Genomic DNA, 16,927 nt, shown 5'->3' with positions numbered 1-16,927 from the left:
GCAGGCCAGCGTGCGCATCGGCGCCGCCGCGTCGTCCTGGAGCTGGGCAGCGCCAATTGCAAGTCGTCGACGCCTTGCCATCGCGTTCGCGGCAGCGCACCCCCTCCAGGAAATGGCGGGCTCGCTGGGCGACCGTTATTTGCGCCTATTAGAAGAAGCCGGCGTGCTCGGACCCGGCCTCGATCTTGAAGGCGAGCCGCGGGTTTGCGACGCCGCGCCCTATCAAACAGACAATGACGAGCCGGGCGTGTCGCGGATTGGCGATGCCGACACAGCCCTCGATCCGCTGTCGTCTAGCGGCGTCCAAGCCGCAATTCAATCTGCGCTCCGCGCGGGCCCGGTCGTCAACACCATGCTCGCGCCGTCGTCCGACAAGGACGCCGCAAGCGAATACTGGAAGGCGCGCCGATCCGCGCAAGCCGCGACACATCGCAGCTGGTCATCGGACCGATACGCCGAGGCGTACCATGTCCACGCGACTGAGTTTTGGCGTGTTCGGGCGACGCCCATGCCGCCGCGTGTCGAAAACGCCCTGCCAGCAACACCATTGCCGCCGCCGGACCAGATACTGGCCCTGAGTGCAGCAGCCGAGCTCGTGCAGTCACCCAGCCTGATCGGCGCCCAAGTTGTCCGCACCACCTTCCTGTTCCATCCGAATTTGCAGGAAGCCGTCGCCTTCGTGGACGGCGTACCGCTTCATGCGGTCCTCGCATCGATGTCGACATTGTCCACCGCGCTCCGAACTGATCGCAATCTGGCAAACCGCATGGAGAAGGCCCTGGCTGTTCTGGGTTGGCTTTGGCGGAACGGCATCGTCACGGCCGGACTGGAAGCTCCGGCGACCGCCCGCAGAAGGAGCTGAAACAGTCTGCGGATCAGCCGGCGCGGCTGCCTCCGAATGGCTGTTTGATCGTCCCTATGTTACCGGCCGCCCTCGCGGAGCCGGAAATGTCCTCAGACCAGCCATTTCAATCAATGGCCGCATCTGGGGTCTTCGTCGCTGGCTGCGTGGAATGGATTGACTACATCAGAAAGGCGCATGTAGTATCAACGGCAACGTGAGGTGGCTCACGTCTTTTTATTTAGTTCGAACTATTTTTTGAATCGATTGAATTTGGTCCGCGCTTTCGTGCGCGGCGTCATGTGCGCACCGTCATTTGGGTAGTCAGGTGATGCAACGCTTAAATCCGTGGGAAGCGCGGCTTCCGATCCGGTTTGGCCAGGCTGCATGGGTGACCGGGGTCGCCCTGGGTTTCCTGCTTCAGCCGGCAATCGCAGCAGAGCTCGTTCAGCCGCCAATCTGCTCTGAAGCAACGGCAGGACAGCCTGATCTCGCCGGCATCTGCTCCATTACGCCGCTCGGCATTGGCCAAAACGAGGTGAAGATCACTCTGAGGGCAGCCAGCGCCGAGATCGTCATGGGTGGCTACAAGGTCACCTCCGGAAACTACAATTACAACTATCTGACCCCAATCGTTGAAGCGATGCCGGGCGATACCGTTTCGGCGCACCTGATCAACGCGCTCACCCCCAGCGCCAACGGCAGCATGCACGACCATAATGACGGTTCGACGAACCTTCATTATTTTCATGGCGGAATCGTATCGCCGAACAACGCGCGACCCGCGCCCGCGGAGCTTGGCACGGGTGACAACGTCTATGTCCATCTCAAGTCCGGCCTGCGTTTCGATTACAAGGTGCCGATCCCGGGAAAGACGCCGATCCCCGGCAATGACATGATCGACGCACGCGTTCTCGAAAGCACGGGACTCATCCCGCACCCTCTTGGGCTGAATTGGTATCACTCGCATCTGCACGGCACCTCGTCGGATCAGGTGATGGGTGGAATGTCGGGACTGCTTTCGGTCGGCGAAGCAACGGCCAACGTCAAGGCGGGCTGTCTGCCGGATCCGAACGACAAGGAGAAGTGCTCCAACGACATCGCGAAGGACACAAGCGACTTGAAGCGCATCACCATGGTGCGCTATGCGCTGCTCCGCGACATGCCGGTGATGAACATCGCCAAGCTCCCCGGCGAGGCGAACGGCGATGCCGCGACGTGGGATCCCGATCCGGCCGCGCGGGATTTTACCCCAGGCAAGCCATGCGGGGTGTGGAAGCCGGACGGTTCCGGACCGGACCTCGATCCGAAGCTGCGAACCGGCTTCTGTCAGCGCGAGCAGAAGAAGGCACTGCTTTTTACTGTGAACGGGCAGCGATACCCGACAATCACTGTGGAGGGCGGCAAGAATCTCCTCCTCCGGCTGGGCAATCTCAGCGCCAACATCCCGTACTGGCTGGAGCTGCGGAACGAGGACGCGACGGACACGAAGCCTCTGCGGATGACGATCCTCAGCCTCGATGGAGTCGTCCCGGCGATACCGATTGCGCCCGGGCAGGCACAGAAACCGGTGCAGGCCGTCGACTATGACGATGTGCTGATGATGCCGGCCACGCGTGCGGAGATTTACGTGCGCAACGACGACAAGCACGAGCGCCAGCGGGTCTATATTCTCAAGACCAAGCAGCACACGGTCGAAGCGGGGACGGACGAATGGCCGGAGATCCAGCTGGCCCGTATCGTGCTGGAGCCAAATGCGACGACCAGCAACGTGCGGATCGCATTGAATGCTGCCGTCGCCACTCCCGGTCCACCCCAAACTCCGAGTGCCGCATTGGCGATTGAGACGACGGAGCTACCCCCGGGATGCATTCGCGATCTGGCCCCGGCATTTCGCGAATATCGCCGTGTCATGTTTCTGGATGGCGTCACGACGAGCAACGGGAAAATGACGGATTGGAGCGTTTTCACCCAGATTATACGCCCGACGGGACCGGACCCGCAGGACGAACCGATGCACAACCCGCCACCGGATGAAGATCCCGACAAAAACACGGTCGGGCTCAACGGAGGGGGCATCCCATTCGAGGAATATGTCGGAAGCGATGAGCTGGTCGATTGGACGAAGAAGCATGTGTGTGTCTTCATCGACAAGAAAGCTCATGCGGGCAGCCACAAACAGCTTTGGGTTCTGACCAATGCAACCGGCACTCTGCATAATTTCCACATTCACCAGATGAAATTTCGTTTGGCGACAGGCAATGAACTCAACAGCTATTTCATAAAGCCTCCCGCTTCGGCGCGCACTTGCGGCCAGGGCGCATGCCCGGCGAATACGCCAAACTATGATCTCTATGACGATCAACAAAACAGCGACCTGGATCCCGGCGCGACGCGACGCTGGCACGATACGATTCCGCTGCCTCCGGGGCAGTCGGTGTTTGTGGTGATGAGCTTCGATACAAGCCAGCAGCTCGGACGATTCGTTTTCCATTGCCATATCCTCAAGCACGAGGACAAAGGGTTGATGGCTCCTATCGAGGTCTGGGGTCCCGGGCTGGCAGCGCAATAGCGTCAAAACGCCAAGTGAGGAGGAGACCAATGAGGACGTTGTCAATGCCGCTTCCGACGGCGAGCATCATTGTCGGTGCAACTCTGGCATTTGCGGGTGCTGCATCTGCGGCCGACACCCATGTGATCGGTGTCCAGGGGCTCGCTTGGACCTACAAGGACAAGAAATCGACGGCTTCCACACCTCTCGCCGTCGATGATCTGAAGGTCGGCGACATCGTCGAGGTTCAGATCCCCAGCGGCCCCGTCCATCACGGATTTGTCACCATCAAGCGAACCGATGGCGGGTCTCCGGCCGAGGACAAGAGTCCCGTGCTTGCCTGCGACGACACGACGGCCAAACCCAACGCCGCGCTCCGCGAACTCGATTGCAACGGGACCACCAGTAAGTTCGGCGTCGGGTTCACTGGAAGCCTTCGGCTGGAAGTCACGGACAAGTTCAAGGATCCGGTCGACTTCTTTTGTGTGATCCACAAGGGCCTCATGCCGGGAGTGCTCAAGCTCGCGCCGTAAGATCGCCAGCGCTCGCACGCGCCCCTTGTCGCTCGCCCCGAAGCACTTCGCATGCTCGTGCGGAGCGACGGGGAGAATGAGGGAAAGTCCCATCGCGGCTGCGATCTTCCCGGTGGGCTCACGAATTGAGCTGCCATCGACGTTCTCGCATTTCGTGCGTCGTGGCGGCGAACGCGCGCAACGATATTGATGGCCCGGATGTCGGGTTGCTCAAGGAGGGGAAAGTCTCATGGCCAAGGCAAAGACGAAGAAGTCGGTTACAAAGAAGAAGTCAGTTACGAAAGCGAAATCGGGCAAGGCCAAGAAATCAACCACCAAGAGAGCGGTCAAATTTCGTCCGATGAACGTTGTTACCTCCCCGGGTTCGCCGGCTGAAAAGTATTACCGGGGGATGGCCGCGCCGATGGCCGCCATTGTAGCAGCGACCGCGTCGAAATTCGCGCCAACTCCCGCGCACAATCTGATCAATCACGGTGGAAATATCATCCAGGACCTCGTCTATACCAATTTCTATATCGGTGGCGCATCGTCATGGGCGGCAAGCGACATCAAGAATATCGACGATGCTTTGGCAGCCGCGATGGCGGACACCAACTTGAACAACGTCATGATGCAGTATTTCAAGAACAAGCCGATCACCACAACGTTCGAGCCCTCGCACATACTGCCTGGCGCAAGACCATCCCAGTTCTCGCAAGGCGACGTCGAACAGCTGGTCAACAGCCTTTTCCAGCAGGGCGCGCTGCAGGGTTTCGATTTCGGCTCGACCGTCTTCAATTTCCTGCTGCCGAGCGGAACGATCTTGACGACCGATGAGGATCCGACGGCTGCAATCAGCGTCGGCAATGCCGCCGCCGCTGCTGCTATTCCCGTCGAGGATGAAGCGAGCTCGCTGCGAGGGTTGGGCGGCTATCATGGCTCAATCCATCCGACCAGCAAGGTCACGATCTACTACGCTATCGGCGTCTTCTCCGAAACGCGGCCGAGCGGATCCGATAACGGGATCGTCGCGTTCGATCAGCCATGGAAAAACATCGTTGCGACGCTTTATCACGAGCTGAACGAGGCTCGGACGGACCCCGACGTGGAGGATGCCATTCGGGCCGGCAGCAGCCCCAATGCGGTCAAGTTTCTCGGATGGACGTCCGCGCAGGGTGAAGAGTGCGGCGACTTCCCGATAACCGAAGCTGGTGCGAATCTGAGCCGCGTGATGAAGGAGGTGAATCTCACCATTGGCACTCGAACGGTGCCCATTCAATTTCAATATTCGAATGCCGTAGCAGGACCAGAAGGTCCAATTCAAGCCCCGCATGTTTAGGACCAGATGGCATTGTCACCCCGCGAAATGACGATGCGACGTTTCTCGACGCGCTTGGGCGTGTCGAAAAATGTAAACTTCTGAAAAATAGCAATCTCGTAAGGCCGATTTTCGGCGTTATTCAATTAGTTATATACACTCCCATCCGCTGTCGGAAATAATTCGCTTTTCGACGCCGACGGCGCGGTGCATCCAAGCGTCGTGTGTCCCGTTTCCAATTGCGACTTCCACGATTTCGTTCGGCTTTCGCGCCGGGATGCGGGCTCGGTCTAGCGGCTGACCTTTCGAAAGGCAGCCACCGCGCATCAGCAGCGATTTCGATCTCTTGGCCGCGCAAAGAATCGCAATGTGGCGAGAGCGAGATCCGCAATTGTTCGCGCTGCCGCATCGCAAGCGGTTCTGCGACATTCCGCGCGTGGCAATCAGCAAGAAAATTGTTGCACAACCCGAGGCATCATCAGATAGTAGATACCATATTAGATTGTGACAAGAATACTTACTGAGATTGGGGACGCTGATGGTTGGGAGGGCAAGCACCAGAGGCGTCGGAAGGGAGGCTCACCATGAGTCTCGGCCAAGATCCGCTTAATCCTACACGCACCCATCCTTTATCGTATGCAGCGGCGGGACTCGATCGTCCCTCCGACTCCGTGGGCTCATCTCCATCCAGCCTTCGCGCGAGAGTGGTCGGTATAGATCCCAATGGAGGCCGACCCATGACAGACGGCGAACGCGCGTCCCTGGGCGACCCCTTCTTCGAGCTCGTACTGGCGCGCGGACGCTTCCCAGGGACGGCTGCCGAACTTCTCGCCGTCCTGAACGAGACGAATGGCGCCCCCGAAGGCCTGCCTGAGCAAATGGTCTTCGTCGTCGCGGAAGCCGGCCAGATTCCATTCAACAGTGCAAGCGCGCGGCTGCCGAGGAGTGTCCGCTACGTCGTCACCCGCGGCCGCCCCGCCAGTGGACCAACGGTTCTGGTCAGCACGCGACCGCCCGCGACCGATCCGACCGCTTTTCTGCAGGTCGCGGGCTGGGACAGTCGCAACAAGGTGTTTCATTTCTACGAGCGCGCAGGAGACGCATGGTTGTGGGAAGGCTCCTCCTGGCAAGCGTTCGATGATGCAGCGCGGGGCAAAGGGCCATTCGATAGCCACGTGAATGGCACGCTGGTCATGAAAGAACTGCGCTTGCCCTGGCTGCACTGGAACAGCACGGCGCAGGAGATCCCACTCGAGTCCTTTCCGCCCGATCACCCGGTGAGGACCGATCCGCTTTTCGCTGCCCGCGAGAGCGCGGACATCCTGGAGCGGCGGGTGGTCCGCCCGGCCGTTCAACGCTGGACCCGCGCGCGCCTTGATCGCCTGCTCGGCGCGCCAGGCGGTGTCGCGGCGCCCAGGGAGCTGTTGCGCCACCTGCTCGCGGCCACATCCGTCAATATCGTCTCAAGCGAGGAGCGAAGCCGCGGGAGCAAGCCGGAGTTCGGACTGCCGGCCACTTTCTTCTTCGACGTGGAGAGCATCGTCAACCAGCTCGCGCTCGATATCTCCGGACTCGGCCAAGCGTTTCAGGTGCGACGACCGGACTACGAGAGCGCCGTCGCCGCACTCGGGCTCGTGCTGAAGCACTCGGATGCGGGCTTCCAGCAGGCCGGCGATGCTTTCTTTGCCTGGCCTGTTTCGGAGCGGGCATTCGAGGACTGCGTAGTCGTGGGCGAGCTCACGCGACGAGGCATCCTTTCTCCCGGCTTTGCGCTTGGGCTCCTGATGGTGGACGCCTGGAATCCGACTGACTCGGCCACGCGTGAAAGTCTGCTGCAGTACGTCCCCGCGGGGACAACGCCAGCAGGCCAGATCGAGGCCGAAACGCGCAGGAACATCAACGATGCCGCGACCGGCCTACCTCCAGAGGCACCGGAACGCATCGCAGCTGACTACCTGACGCTCGACGAGGGAGCGATGCGCACACGGGCCGCCGCCGAGCTTGACGCGTTCGTTGCCAAAGTGCGCGCGCGTCTCGCGACGTCGCAAGGCGTTCTCGATTTCATGCGTGTCGCCGATTGGCGCAGGCGCGCTTTCCGCAAGCGCAGGATAGCTGAATTCGGCCTGACGCTGCCGTTCAGCAATATCGACGAGAACGCGCCGCCCCTGGCAGTAACCAGGGATGCCGAGGTGGTCGAACGATGAGATTTCCGGTCCTGTCGCGCAGTCATCAGGGAGGTGAATATGGCGTTTCAACGGTTTGACCCACCGGGTTTTCTCGACGATTTCGGACCGGCCCAACGCGATGCCTGGCATCAGTTCATCTCCGACGCGATGAACTCCGCTCAAGAGGGTAGCGGCGATCCGTTCGACTCGCCCCGGGCGCAGTTCTTCAATGCCGCCAAAGTCGAGGCGGGACCCAACCCGGCGTTCGAAGATGTGAAATGGACAGCGTTTCCCCGCATTGTGCAGATCAGCAGCGGCTCGGACATGGAGCGCTGGCGCTCTGCCGATGCCTCACGCGACGTTCAGGACGAGTACTGCGAGTGGAGCGTGACCCGGCAATCCGGCACGAACAAGATGACGCGGGTCACGTTTACCTGCGAAGGGCCGGAGTACTGGCGCTTTCTCGCCGCAACCGATCCGACCCAAACGCTCGCACTCTACAAGCAACATGTCGACGCCTCGGCAACACAGGCAGACCTCTTCACCCCATCGGGGGCCTACATCTTGCGCAACCGCTTCAACAATTCGACCTCCAACGGGGCCATGCACCTCGTGCAGAGAAACAACACACTGGGCGCCGAGATCGAGATCGCGGGCGCGGCAACGGTTTCGCGGCTGCGCGCCGATGGTTCGCCGATGGTCGATACCCTGGAATTGATCCGGTGTGGCCGATACGGCGCCGAACAGCGACACAGCGACCCATTCATCGGCGCGCGCGTGAACTTTCATGCGCGTAGCAAGGCAGACGTTACTGTCGCCAACCCTGTCGGCATCTATTTCGGCGGCCTGGACACGCAGGAATGGGAAACCCCCGACGGCAGCGATCCTGCCTCCTTCTGGAAGTATACGCGCGGAACTCCAGAACGTCCGGTCCGAGCCGTCATCGAAGTGCCGAGCGACCGCGGTTACGTGCTGGGCGATGTACTAATCGACGGAAGAGCGATCCAGTTCGGTGGCCAGATCGCAGACCGGATTCAAATGACGATCCGGGCGCTCGCAACGCGCATCGGCCAGAGTACGGCGCAGCCGGTTCGCGGCTGCGTCGGCGACGGAGCGGGTGCCGCCGGCGGTCCTGGCGGGCCGCTTTCGGTGAGCGCGGTGCTTTCGGCCGGCGACACGCGCGGACGGCTCTAGGCAAGCCATGCCGCTCCGTCTTGACGAGGTCAGTTGGATCCACGGCTCCGCTGATTGCGCGGCGAGCACCGACCCGCCGCTGCAAGTGGTGTCGGTCGATGACGACACCCATGTGCTCCGGCAGAGCAAGTGCTTCAGTTTCGAAGCACCGTTCATGTACCTGCTTATGGGCAGCGAGAAGGCCGTGCTGTTCGATACGGGGGCCAGTCCCGACGACGGCGATCCACGGAAAATCCTGCCGATCCGCGAGGCCGTCGATACGCTGCTGTCACGGCGTGCCGAAGAAGGTCGCGCCATCAGCGAGCTTATTATAGCGCACACACATGGCCACGGCGATCATGTCTTCTGGGACAGGCAGTTTGCCGGGCGGCCCCAGACGAGAATTATCGGCCGCGGCGTAGGCGCGGTTCAGCACGCGTTCAATCTCCCCGCCTGGCCGGACGGGCAAGCCACGCTCGATCTCGGCAGCCGCGCGCTGGTCGTGTTGCCCCTTCCAGGCCACGTTTCCGATCACATCGCCGTCTATGACCCTCGCATGCAGGCTCTGCTGACCGGGGACACGCTCTACCATGGCCTGCTGACTGTTGCCGACTGGGCAGCTTATCGACGCAGCGCGGCGCGCCTTGCGGTGTTCGCATCCGAGCACCCGGTTTCACTCGTGCTCGGAAACCATATCGAGATGACAAGGACGCACGGCGAGCTTTATCCGCTCGGGACGACGTTTCAGCCCAACGAGCATCCGCTGCCGCTCAGTGCCGAAATATTCGCCGAATGGCATCAGGCCTGTGAAACGATTGGCAATTTAGCGCAACGTATTACGCGTGACCATTTCATCATCGAGCGCGCTGCCAAAGTTGAGGGAACATCGCACGGTAGCCATGCGCAACTCCAAGCGTGGCTGGTGCAGAAGAGAAGGGAGGGCGCCTTGACCATAAAACCACGTGCGCGACGGCCAGGAAAGTCAGCGGCGGAGGCGCCGAGCTCCAGCGGCAGGGCGGCGCCTAAATATGATTCGGTGGGGTCCTCGCCCTACGAACAGCCAACCATCAGGAGGCCGCGCCGGGCGCGAATGGCGGCAGCGGCTTCGGCTGCAGCGGGGATAGGCTCAGCGGCCAATGTCGGCGTGCGCGGCGTCGAGATCGTGCAGGTCATCCAGGCACTCGACAATCGTGTGCGGCTCATTGCCGGCAAACCCACAATCGTGCGCGTCTATCTTGACCCCGCCACGGTCGCTGCCTCGACACTGGTGACTGGCGAGATTACGTGGCGACGCGCCAACGGCGGCGCTTTCTATCTCGCGGCGATGAACCGCGTGAAGCTAGATCCGGCGCGCACGCCCGATCTCATGGGACAACGCTTCGATGTCGCCGAAAGCCTGAATTTTGTTCTTCCGGCCGACGCGCTCGGCGCCGGATCGATCGAACTCCGTCTCGACCACCTCAATGTGCCGGGAGGAGAGAAGCTGCCACTCGCGGCGCAACCGGCGATGACCGCCAATTTCGTCACAGCGCCGGTGTTGCGCATCCGGGCGATCGGGCTTCGCTATCGCAGCACGAACGCCCCGACGGCGACGATCACGCCCGGCGCAATCCATTTCGATTACCTTCGGTCCTATCTGACACGGGCCTACCCGGTTGCCGCGCTCGCATGGTCGCAGATTGTCATCGATGGCGACCGCCTCAGGCCGCCATTCGGGGGCAATCAGTCGATCCTGGTCAACGCCCAACTATCGGCCCTGCGCACGCGAGAGATTTCATCCGGAATGGATCCACGGACCCATTATTATGGCCTGGTGGACAATGAGGCGGGCAATAGCTTCATGCGCGGCAGCGCCCTTTACGATGAGGCGACCACCATCTTCGGCGCGGTGGCATGCGGCCCCTGCGGCGTGCCTAACGGCTGGACCGGCGACAGCGACGCGAGTTTTGCGGACTGGTACGGCGCGCACGAGCTTGGCCACACGTTCCAGCGCCGGCACCCGGGGTTCCCGACCTTTGATCCTGTTCAGGGGACGGGCCAGCCCCGAGACAACCTCGAAACGACCTTTCCCTATGCCGGTGGCTTGATTAGCTCACCAGCGCAGGAATTCGTGGGCTTCGATTTCGGTGACCCCGCCCTTGGCCTGCAGATGCGGGCTCTGCCGGGTAACATCCATCACGATGTGATGACCTATGCCGACAGCCAGTGGCTCTCGGCGTATACTTATGAGGCCATTCACGATCACTTGGTCCATGAGGATATGGCGCTCGCTCCGCCGAACGCGTGATACCGGCGGACGATCAGGAGGAGAATGATGTCATACGAGAACAAAGTTATTCACATCGTCGGATCAGTCGACATCGGATCAGGTACGGGTGAATTCCTTTATGTCAATCCGGCCACCGCGGCGGCAAGCCAATCAGCAACGGCAGGCGCGGCTCCACCCGCTAACCAGCCGCCGCAAGGCACCGGGTTCGAACTCGTCGTGGAAGCGGCGGATGGGAAGGAGCTGAGCCGCGTGCGGCCAACCATTCTCCTTCCCAGCGACGACCATGCATCGAAGACCGGGCTGATCGACCAGAACGTATCGTATGCGGCGGGCATGGCCCGTCTCGTGCTGCTGCATGATGGCAAGGTCGTGAACACGTTCGAGGCAGGCTCTCCCGAACCCACCGTGACAGCCCGGTCTCAAGGATTGGAAATGGGCGCGGGGCCGCCTGGACATCCCGAAAAGCGATCGATGTCCATGGCCGCCCCCGATGAACCGGGCGTCAGTTACACGATCCAGGTGCGGCCTGACGGCGAGAAAATATGGCAAACGATCGCCGTTGGCCAGAAGAGCCCGAAGGTCGTGCTTGACCGCAACCAGTTTCCTGCTGCGGAGCGTGCCACCGTTCGTGTACTGCGCTCGACCGGTTTTGACGACAGCATCATCGCTGAAGACGAGATGGACCTTCGATTCAAGGAATAGGCGGCAGCGTACAGGGGGGGACGACATGGCGGGCGTGAGTGCATCCGAGATTGCCTGGATAGGCGTTTATCCGCCGATCGGCATTGCTCGCCTGGGCAACGCGCATGGGCAGGACGACTACACGCTGGCGCCCGAGGTGATCGGCGGAACGCCCGATGCGCGCGGCGGATTTCAGACTGCGGCCGGCGAGATCAAACGCCAAGGGGTGCGCTTCCACGTCTATGCGCGGCTGAAGTCAGGCGAGACTATCGAACTCGTCCAGGGCCCGGACGTGAAGATCTCCTGGCGCGTTGAAGTCGCCAATCTCAAAGCCGGCTGGTACCAGTTCAACCAGGCCATGGACCTGCCGGCGCAGTTCGTGGTTCCAGCGACGCGGCGCAACGTGGACTATACTCGGCGGCTTGAGCTCGACATTCGCCCGGCAGCGCGGCAGATCAGCGGTCTGAACCTGTCCGGGCCCGAATTCCGTTTCGACGATGGGCAGATTCTCAATTTCTTCGTCACGCTTGGCGAGCTACGAACTGACGACGCCGGGCGGCTCATTTTCTTGGGCGGTTTTGGCAAGTCGGCGCCGTTCTACACCAGTATGCGCCCCGTCACCTTCGCCAACAACGATCGTTGGTATGACGACACATGCGACGGGCCGGTGCGCGCGCGAATAACCGTGGGCACCACGGAATTCGAAGCTGATCCCGGTTATGTGGTCGTCACGCCGCCCAATTTCGCGCCCGGCCTTAACGGTCTCGTGACGATGGACGACACCGTCCGGGAGGCGTTCATGGCAGCCGGCTGGCTCGCCCGACCGACGACGACAAGTTTCTCGCACGACATTTGGCCGATCTTCGACCGTCTAACCGCGCTGCAGTGGATCAATCACGGATTCCTTGTCGCGCACGGCGTGGGGTCGCCGCTCGATGCGCGGGCCGTCTCGGTGATCTCACGCTTGGCCGACGCCAGTCCCGAGAACAAGTCATGGCGCCAACAGGTATTTGCCTTGTTCCGCCCGATATCTCCCGGCCCCGGCTCGCAACGGCAGATACCCTACATATACGGGGACCTTTTTGGTGAGGCCCGCGACGTCGATCTGACCTTTCTGTCGGTCACGCCTACGATGTTCGCACACCTCGATCGGTGGGCCGCGGGCACGTTCGTGTCCGATTGGCACGGACCACCGTCGCTACCGGACTTCGCGGCCCTCTCCGCCGATGCGCAAGTATCTCAGCTGATGCGCGCGGGCCTGACCGAGTGCCTCGGCGGACCGTTCCACCCAGGCATCGAGCTTACATGGCCGATGCGGCGGCCTGAGCTGTGGGCGTTGCATCACGCGGCCCAACGCGACGGTCGCCTGCTGTACAGATTGAACCTTTTGCCCGAGGGCGAAGCTGTGCGCCAGGATTTCGGTTCACAACTGACGCGGGACACATGCCTCGGACCCGCAGGCCCGATCACAGCCGCGGGCCCCGGTGCGCTCACGCGCTGGCTCGGCCTGCCCTGGCAGACGGACGAAGCATCGTGCAACTCCAGCGCCGATTACTCCCCAAGCACTTATTTGTCATTCCCGAGCTTCTGGGGCGCGCGCGTGCCCGACCAAGTGCTGAGCTCCGCCGCTTTCGAGCGAGCAAGCGCTAACATCACCGATCCGTTTGATGACCCAAAGCTGCAACGTCTCAAGCACGCGTTGCTGCGGGAGGACTGGCTGCGCGACGTGCGCGGCCGCACCTATTACGAGCGCATTGACAAGATGGTTCAGCTGTGGGCAACGCTCGGGCTGGTCGAACCACGCCAAACGCCGCAGGCGCTGCGCGACGTTGGCTTCCCCGAAACAGTCCACGTGGAGACTGGCCGCGATTGCGCGAATGCCGGCACCGACGAAAAAATTGCCTTGATTGCCCGGATCGAGTCGCTGCGGGAGCGGACACCGGAGCCGACTCCGTCCCAAGCGGGCCTCGAAGCGCCGCCCGAACCGATCACGCCGCCGCGCCATCAGTTCCGTTAGGGTGAGGTGTGAACGGCGTGGACGACGACCGCGTCTGGGACGTTCTCGTGGTCGGCGCGGGCCCGGCGGGAGCAGTCGCCGCCGCGGCTCTGGCGGAGCGGGGTCTGCTCGTCGCACTCCTGGAGAAAGAACTGCAGCCTAAGGGCAAGCCCGGCGAGGTACTGACGCCGAACGCCATTCCTATTCTGTCTCATCTCGGTCTCCTCGACCTTATCGAAGCGAATGGCAATCTGGCATGTCCCCTCGCATGCATCGATCGCGCATGGTCGATGGCTCGGCCGAACCGCGAGCATTTTCTCGGTCACCCGGGCGGGCGCGCTTGGGTGATCGACCGCGGCGCCCTCGAACAATTGCTCGTGAGCCGAGCCATGAGGGCCGGCGCCCATGTGTTTCCCGGCCATCACGTTCGCGGTCTAAGCCGCCGCAATCGCTATTGGTCTGTGCAGAGCCGTTCGAGGAATGGTCTAGCTTCCCTGCGTGCGGCGTTCGTGGTCGATGCAAGCGGGCCTACGTCGACATTAGCTCGCCGGCTCGGTGCGAAACGCAAGAGTCTCTTTCGCCTCCTCGCCGTTCACGTCCAGTCCGCGCCCGACACAGAAAGGCAGAGCGAACCGGCGTCACTGACCGTCGAAGCCACTGGGGTCGGATGGTGGTACGCGGTGTGCGGCCCGGGGCGGACGCTTACCTGCGCCCTGTTCACCGGTGATCCCGCCAGCGCCCGAAGCGACGCCGCGCGGTCAGCCCTTCTCGCTGCGCTTGACGACACAAACTCGCTTCCTCGCTGGACAAGGGAACTGGTTCGTAGCGGCCATGTGAAGAGCGTCGACGCCTCGCCGTCGCTGCTCGATCATCCTGCCGGTGAGGGTTGGCTGGCAATCGGCGACGCCGCCGCAAGCTTCGATCCGATCGCATCTCAAGGCCTTGCGAACGCGTTAGCATCGGCGGTGGACGGTGCAGAGGCAATCGGCCGCCAACTCCTCGGCGATTGCGTCGCTATGGAGGCCTTCGCCGTACGGACTGCTGAAACATGGCACCATTCTGTGCGGCAGCTTTTTTCGATTTACCAAGCAGCCGCACACCGCTGGCCAACACCTTTTTGGCAAGCGCACCTTCCGCTCGCGGCAAGGACGCGGTTAAGAATGTGACGTCGCCCGAAATCATTCGCCCGCCTCATCCACCGACTTATTGCTCGGCCGACTGAACGGGACAGAGCTATTGCGAGTTGGGCCCACGCCATGGGTTCGGATGTGCCACGAGGCTGAATAAGCCGGCACGCTCAAAAGCAAGCAATCGGGCGTCCTTACTAGGTGCGGATCGTTCGCCGATACGCATGACAAGACCCTCCTTTGACCTCGCGACATTACGATAGGTCGATCTCGGCCGTGATTTCGAGTCAGAGCAGGGTTCGATTCCGGTCGAGGCGATTGTGGAGACCGGAACGGCATGGCGCGCGCCTCCGCGCTACGCGCCGTGACCAAGATATCCTCTGCGCGCCTGCATTCCTGCAATAAGGTAATTGACGCGCCTCTCACCTCTTGCGGGAGAGTAACGACGTCAAGCTCGTCGTCCAAGACCGCCGGCTTTAGAAAATCGATTGTCATCAACCGGACGACAAAGGTAAAGCCCGGCGCATCGTTCTGCGCTTCTTGGAGCAGCGCGTGCTGACTGGTTCCGAGCAGGCGCAAGTAATTCGTCCTGCTGCGTTCCATGAAGCGCAAAAAGTTCGAGTGATACACAATTTGGCCGAACACTGGTTTGACTAGGTCGCAACAGAAGCTTAATGACTTGATTTCAGTGGGGCGCTGGAAGCCAAAAGCTTGAACTAAGCGGCAGATCTATCGAAGCCCTTCCATAGCGAGCCGCAGCGACTTCGGGATGCGCTGCGCCTTTCCGGCTGAAATAAACGCCACGCGTACACGCGCCGTGACTAGGAGATCGTCTCCGCGCCTGCATTCCTGCAGCAACGCAATCGACGCTCCCCTCACCTCTTGCGGGACTGTGACGACGTCAAGCAGGTCATCCAAGACCGCCGGTTTTAGAAAATCGATCGTCATGGAGCGGACAACGAAGGCAAAGCCGGGCGCATCTTTCTTGGCTTCTCTGAGTAGCGCTTGCTGAGTGGTTCCGAGCAGGCGCAAGTAGTTCGTTCTACCGCGTTCCATGAAGCGCAAAAAATTTGCGTGATAAACAATCTGACCGGAGTCAGTATCTTCGAAATAGACGCGGACCTGCATATGATGGCCGCCGTCGCGAATTTCGCCATCAAGAGAAGCTGTCACAGTGCGGTTTCCTTACTGCCGTTCTGGGACGAATTGTCTTGCACAGAGGCGCGTTCCGCAGCAAGTGCCAATGGGTTTGGTGCGTGCAGGTTGAGGCTGCCCGGCGCAAGGCCGGTCGGAGACCGGTTGCTTTGCGAGAAGCCGGCACCCCCTATCCAGATTTCGGGCAAGTCCCGCACGCACGGATGGTTTGCAGAGCTCTTATCGCTGCTCAGCAATCCCCGAGGACCGAGGTCGCCCCACTGGCAAGCGCCTTGATCTCCGCGTACATCTCCGCTTCGCAGGAAAAAGTCGGGATTGCCCGGCAGTGCGGATTGTTCAGCAAGCAGTCCTATTCCGCGAATCCTACCATTCTTAGCAATTGTTAAATTCCGGCCGGTCAGCCATCGCGGCTGGATATTCCAGGTGAGATGGTCATGGAGATCGATGAAACCGGGCAGAATGATCCACGGTACCTTGACCGAAGAGTCGGCCGCGCCGATGCTCTGCGCCCGAGCTCGTCGCTCGGTACGACACGCACCGCGCCTGGCAAGTCCGCGCCGAGCGCTGCCAATAGATCGAAGTCGCTCCGTGGCCACCGCGCCGCAAGAAAGCGACGAGTTCATTTGCATATCCGTCACGTGCCGGGACGCTGCCTTCATGAGCCGGGCGATTCGGTCGTAAGGTGGCCGTTGGAGCAGATGTTCGAGTTCGGCATGAGAGGCCGCCAACGTCATTCAACATTCCGCGTTGTCGTGTTCAGCCGTGTCCGGCTGAAGACGTTAATGTCCGGGACCAGACACTGAGACGCGAGTATTCCGTCGGTGGACACGAAGCACATGGTTTTGCCCTCTTCAAGCCAGGCTCGCAAATGTCTTTAGTGGCACGTGTATTGCTGGGACACCGTAAATGGATCCGCACGACCATGACGATCTCGCATTCGCCGGCCCAGGAGTTCAAATGAAACTTGCTCGACTCAATGCCTTGGACCTGCGCTATTGAGTGCGGTCCCGCCTAAAGCTTTGCCGCGTCCCTCGCGGGTGCCGCTGTCGTTCTTCGCGTCGGGTAACTCTCAAGACCACCAGACACGACTAGCATTGAGCGCGCTTACTCCCGAGCAAATCCGAACCAGTGTGACACGT

The 16,927-nt window shown here is 61.3% G+C and carries 13 protein-coding genes; 10 read left to right on the top strand and 3 right to left on the bottom strand.

The features are described from left to right. The first annotated feature begins 10 nt into the window (after positions 1-10). The 10 genes from IVB07_RS06795 (at position 11) to IVB07_RS06750 (ending at position 14,672) form a co-directional block, all read left to right on the top strand. Positions 11-862 (top strand): hypothetical protein, encoded by an 852-nt coding sequence (locus IVB07_RS06795; protein ID WP_247455918.1) that lies wholly within the window; start codon positions 11-13, stop codon positions 860-862. Between the two features lie 310 nt (positions 863-1,172). Continuing rightward, the gene (locus tag IVB07_RS06790; RefSeq protein ID WP_247367500.1) at positions 1,173-3,413 is read left to right on the top strand and encodes a multicopper oxidase domain-containing protein; all 2,241 of its coding nucleotides are present in this window, start codon (positions 1,173-1,175) and stop codon (positions 3,411-3,413) included. Between the two features lie 29 nt (positions 3,414-3,442). Beyond that, on the top strand, positions 3,443-3,925 hold the full coding sequence (locus IVB07_RS06785) for a hypothetical protein (protein WP_157642895.1): 483 nt from the start codon (positions 3,443-3,445) through the stop codon (positions 3,923-3,925). Positions 3,926-4,154: 229 nt separating this feature from the next. Then, positions 4,155-5,243: a hypothetical protein gene (locus tag IVB07_RS06780; protein ID WP_039798710.1), complete on the top strand. Its 1,089-nt coding sequence runs from the start codon at positions 4,155-4,157 to the stop codon at positions 5,241-5,243. A 716-nt stretch (positions 5,244-5,959) separates the two neighbouring features. Continuing rightward, the gene (locus tag IVB07_RS06775) at positions 5,960-7,426 is read left to right on the top strand and encodes a hypothetical protein (RefSeq protein WP_247455917.1); all 1,467 of its coding nucleotides are present in this window, start codon (positions 5,960-5,962) and stop codon (positions 7,424-7,426) included. A 39-nt stretch (positions 7,427-7,465) separates the two neighbouring features. After that, a complete protein-coding gene (locus IVB07_RS06770; RefSeq protein ID WP_247361056.1) occupies positions 7,466-8,581 on the top strand; it encodes a hypothetical protein in 1,116 nt (371 codons plus the stop codon). A 7-nt stretch (positions 8,582-8,588) separates the two neighbouring features. Continuing rightward, positions 8,589-10,847, top strand: coding sequence for an MBL fold metallo-hydrolase (locus IVB07_RS06765; protein ID WP_247361054.1), 2,259 nt, complete (start codon positions 8,589-8,591; stop codon positions 10,845-10,847). A gap of 27 nt (positions 10,848-10,874) precedes the next feature. After that, complete coding sequence (locus IVB07_RS06760; protein WP_157642894.1) at positions 10,875-11,531, top strand: hypothetical protein; 657 nt, start codon at positions 10,875-10,877, stop codon at positions 11,529-11,531. Between the two features lie 25 nt (positions 11,532-11,556). Beyond that, a complete protein-coding gene (locus IVB07_RS06755) occupies positions 11,557-13,527 on the top strand; it encodes a LodA/GoxA family CTQ-dependent oxidase (protein ID WP_247767526.1) in 1,971 nt (656 codons plus the stop codon). Positions 13,528-13,544: 17 nt separating this feature from the next. Continuing rightward, entirely contained in the window at positions 13,545-14,672 is a 1,128-nt protein-coding gene (locus tag IVB07_RS06750) for an FAD-dependent monooxygenase (RefSeq protein WP_157642893.1), read from the top strand. A gap of 12 nt (positions 14,673-14,684) precedes the next feature. On the opposite strand, the gene IVB07_RS40615 is transcribed toward IVB07_RS06750, so the two are convergent. From IVB07_RS40615 to IVB07_RS06735, 3 genes are read right to left on the bottom strand one after another with little or no spacing between them, the layout of a single operon-like run. After that, entirely contained in the window at positions 14,685-15,317 is a 633-nt protein-coding gene (locus tag IVB07_RS40615; RefSeq protein WP_345946686.1) for a hotdog domain-containing protein, read from the bottom strand. Between the two features lie 45 nt (positions 15,318-15,362). After that, positions 15,363-15,806 carry a tol-pal system-associated acyl-CoA thioesterase gene (gene ybgC / locus IVB07_RS06740; protein WP_026232585.1) on the bottom strand — a complete coding sequence of 148 codons (444 nt, stop codon included), beginning with the start codon at positions 15,804-15,806 and terminating at the stop codon, positions 15,363-15,365. After that, positions 15,803-16,522 carry a hypothetical protein gene (locus IVB07_RS06735; protein ID WP_157642892.1) on the bottom strand — a complete coding sequence of 240 codons (720 nt, stop codon included), beginning with the start codon at positions 16,520-16,522 and terminating at the stop codon, positions 15,803-15,805. The genes ybgC and IVB07_RS06735 overlap by 4 nt, the downstream gene beginning before the upstream one ends. Between the last annotated feature and the right edge of the window lie 405 nt (positions 16,523-16,927).

The sequence above is a fragment of the Bradyrhizobium sp. 172 genome (assembly GCF_023101065.1).
In the GTDB taxonomy this organism is placed as follows: Bacteria; Pseudomonadota; Alphaproteobacteria; order Rhizobiales; family Xanthobacteraceae; genus Bradyrhizobium; species Bradyrhizobium canariense_D.
The sequence above is the reverse complement of the archived record's forward strand: the minus strand, read 5'-3'. Positions and strand labels throughout refer to the sequence as shown.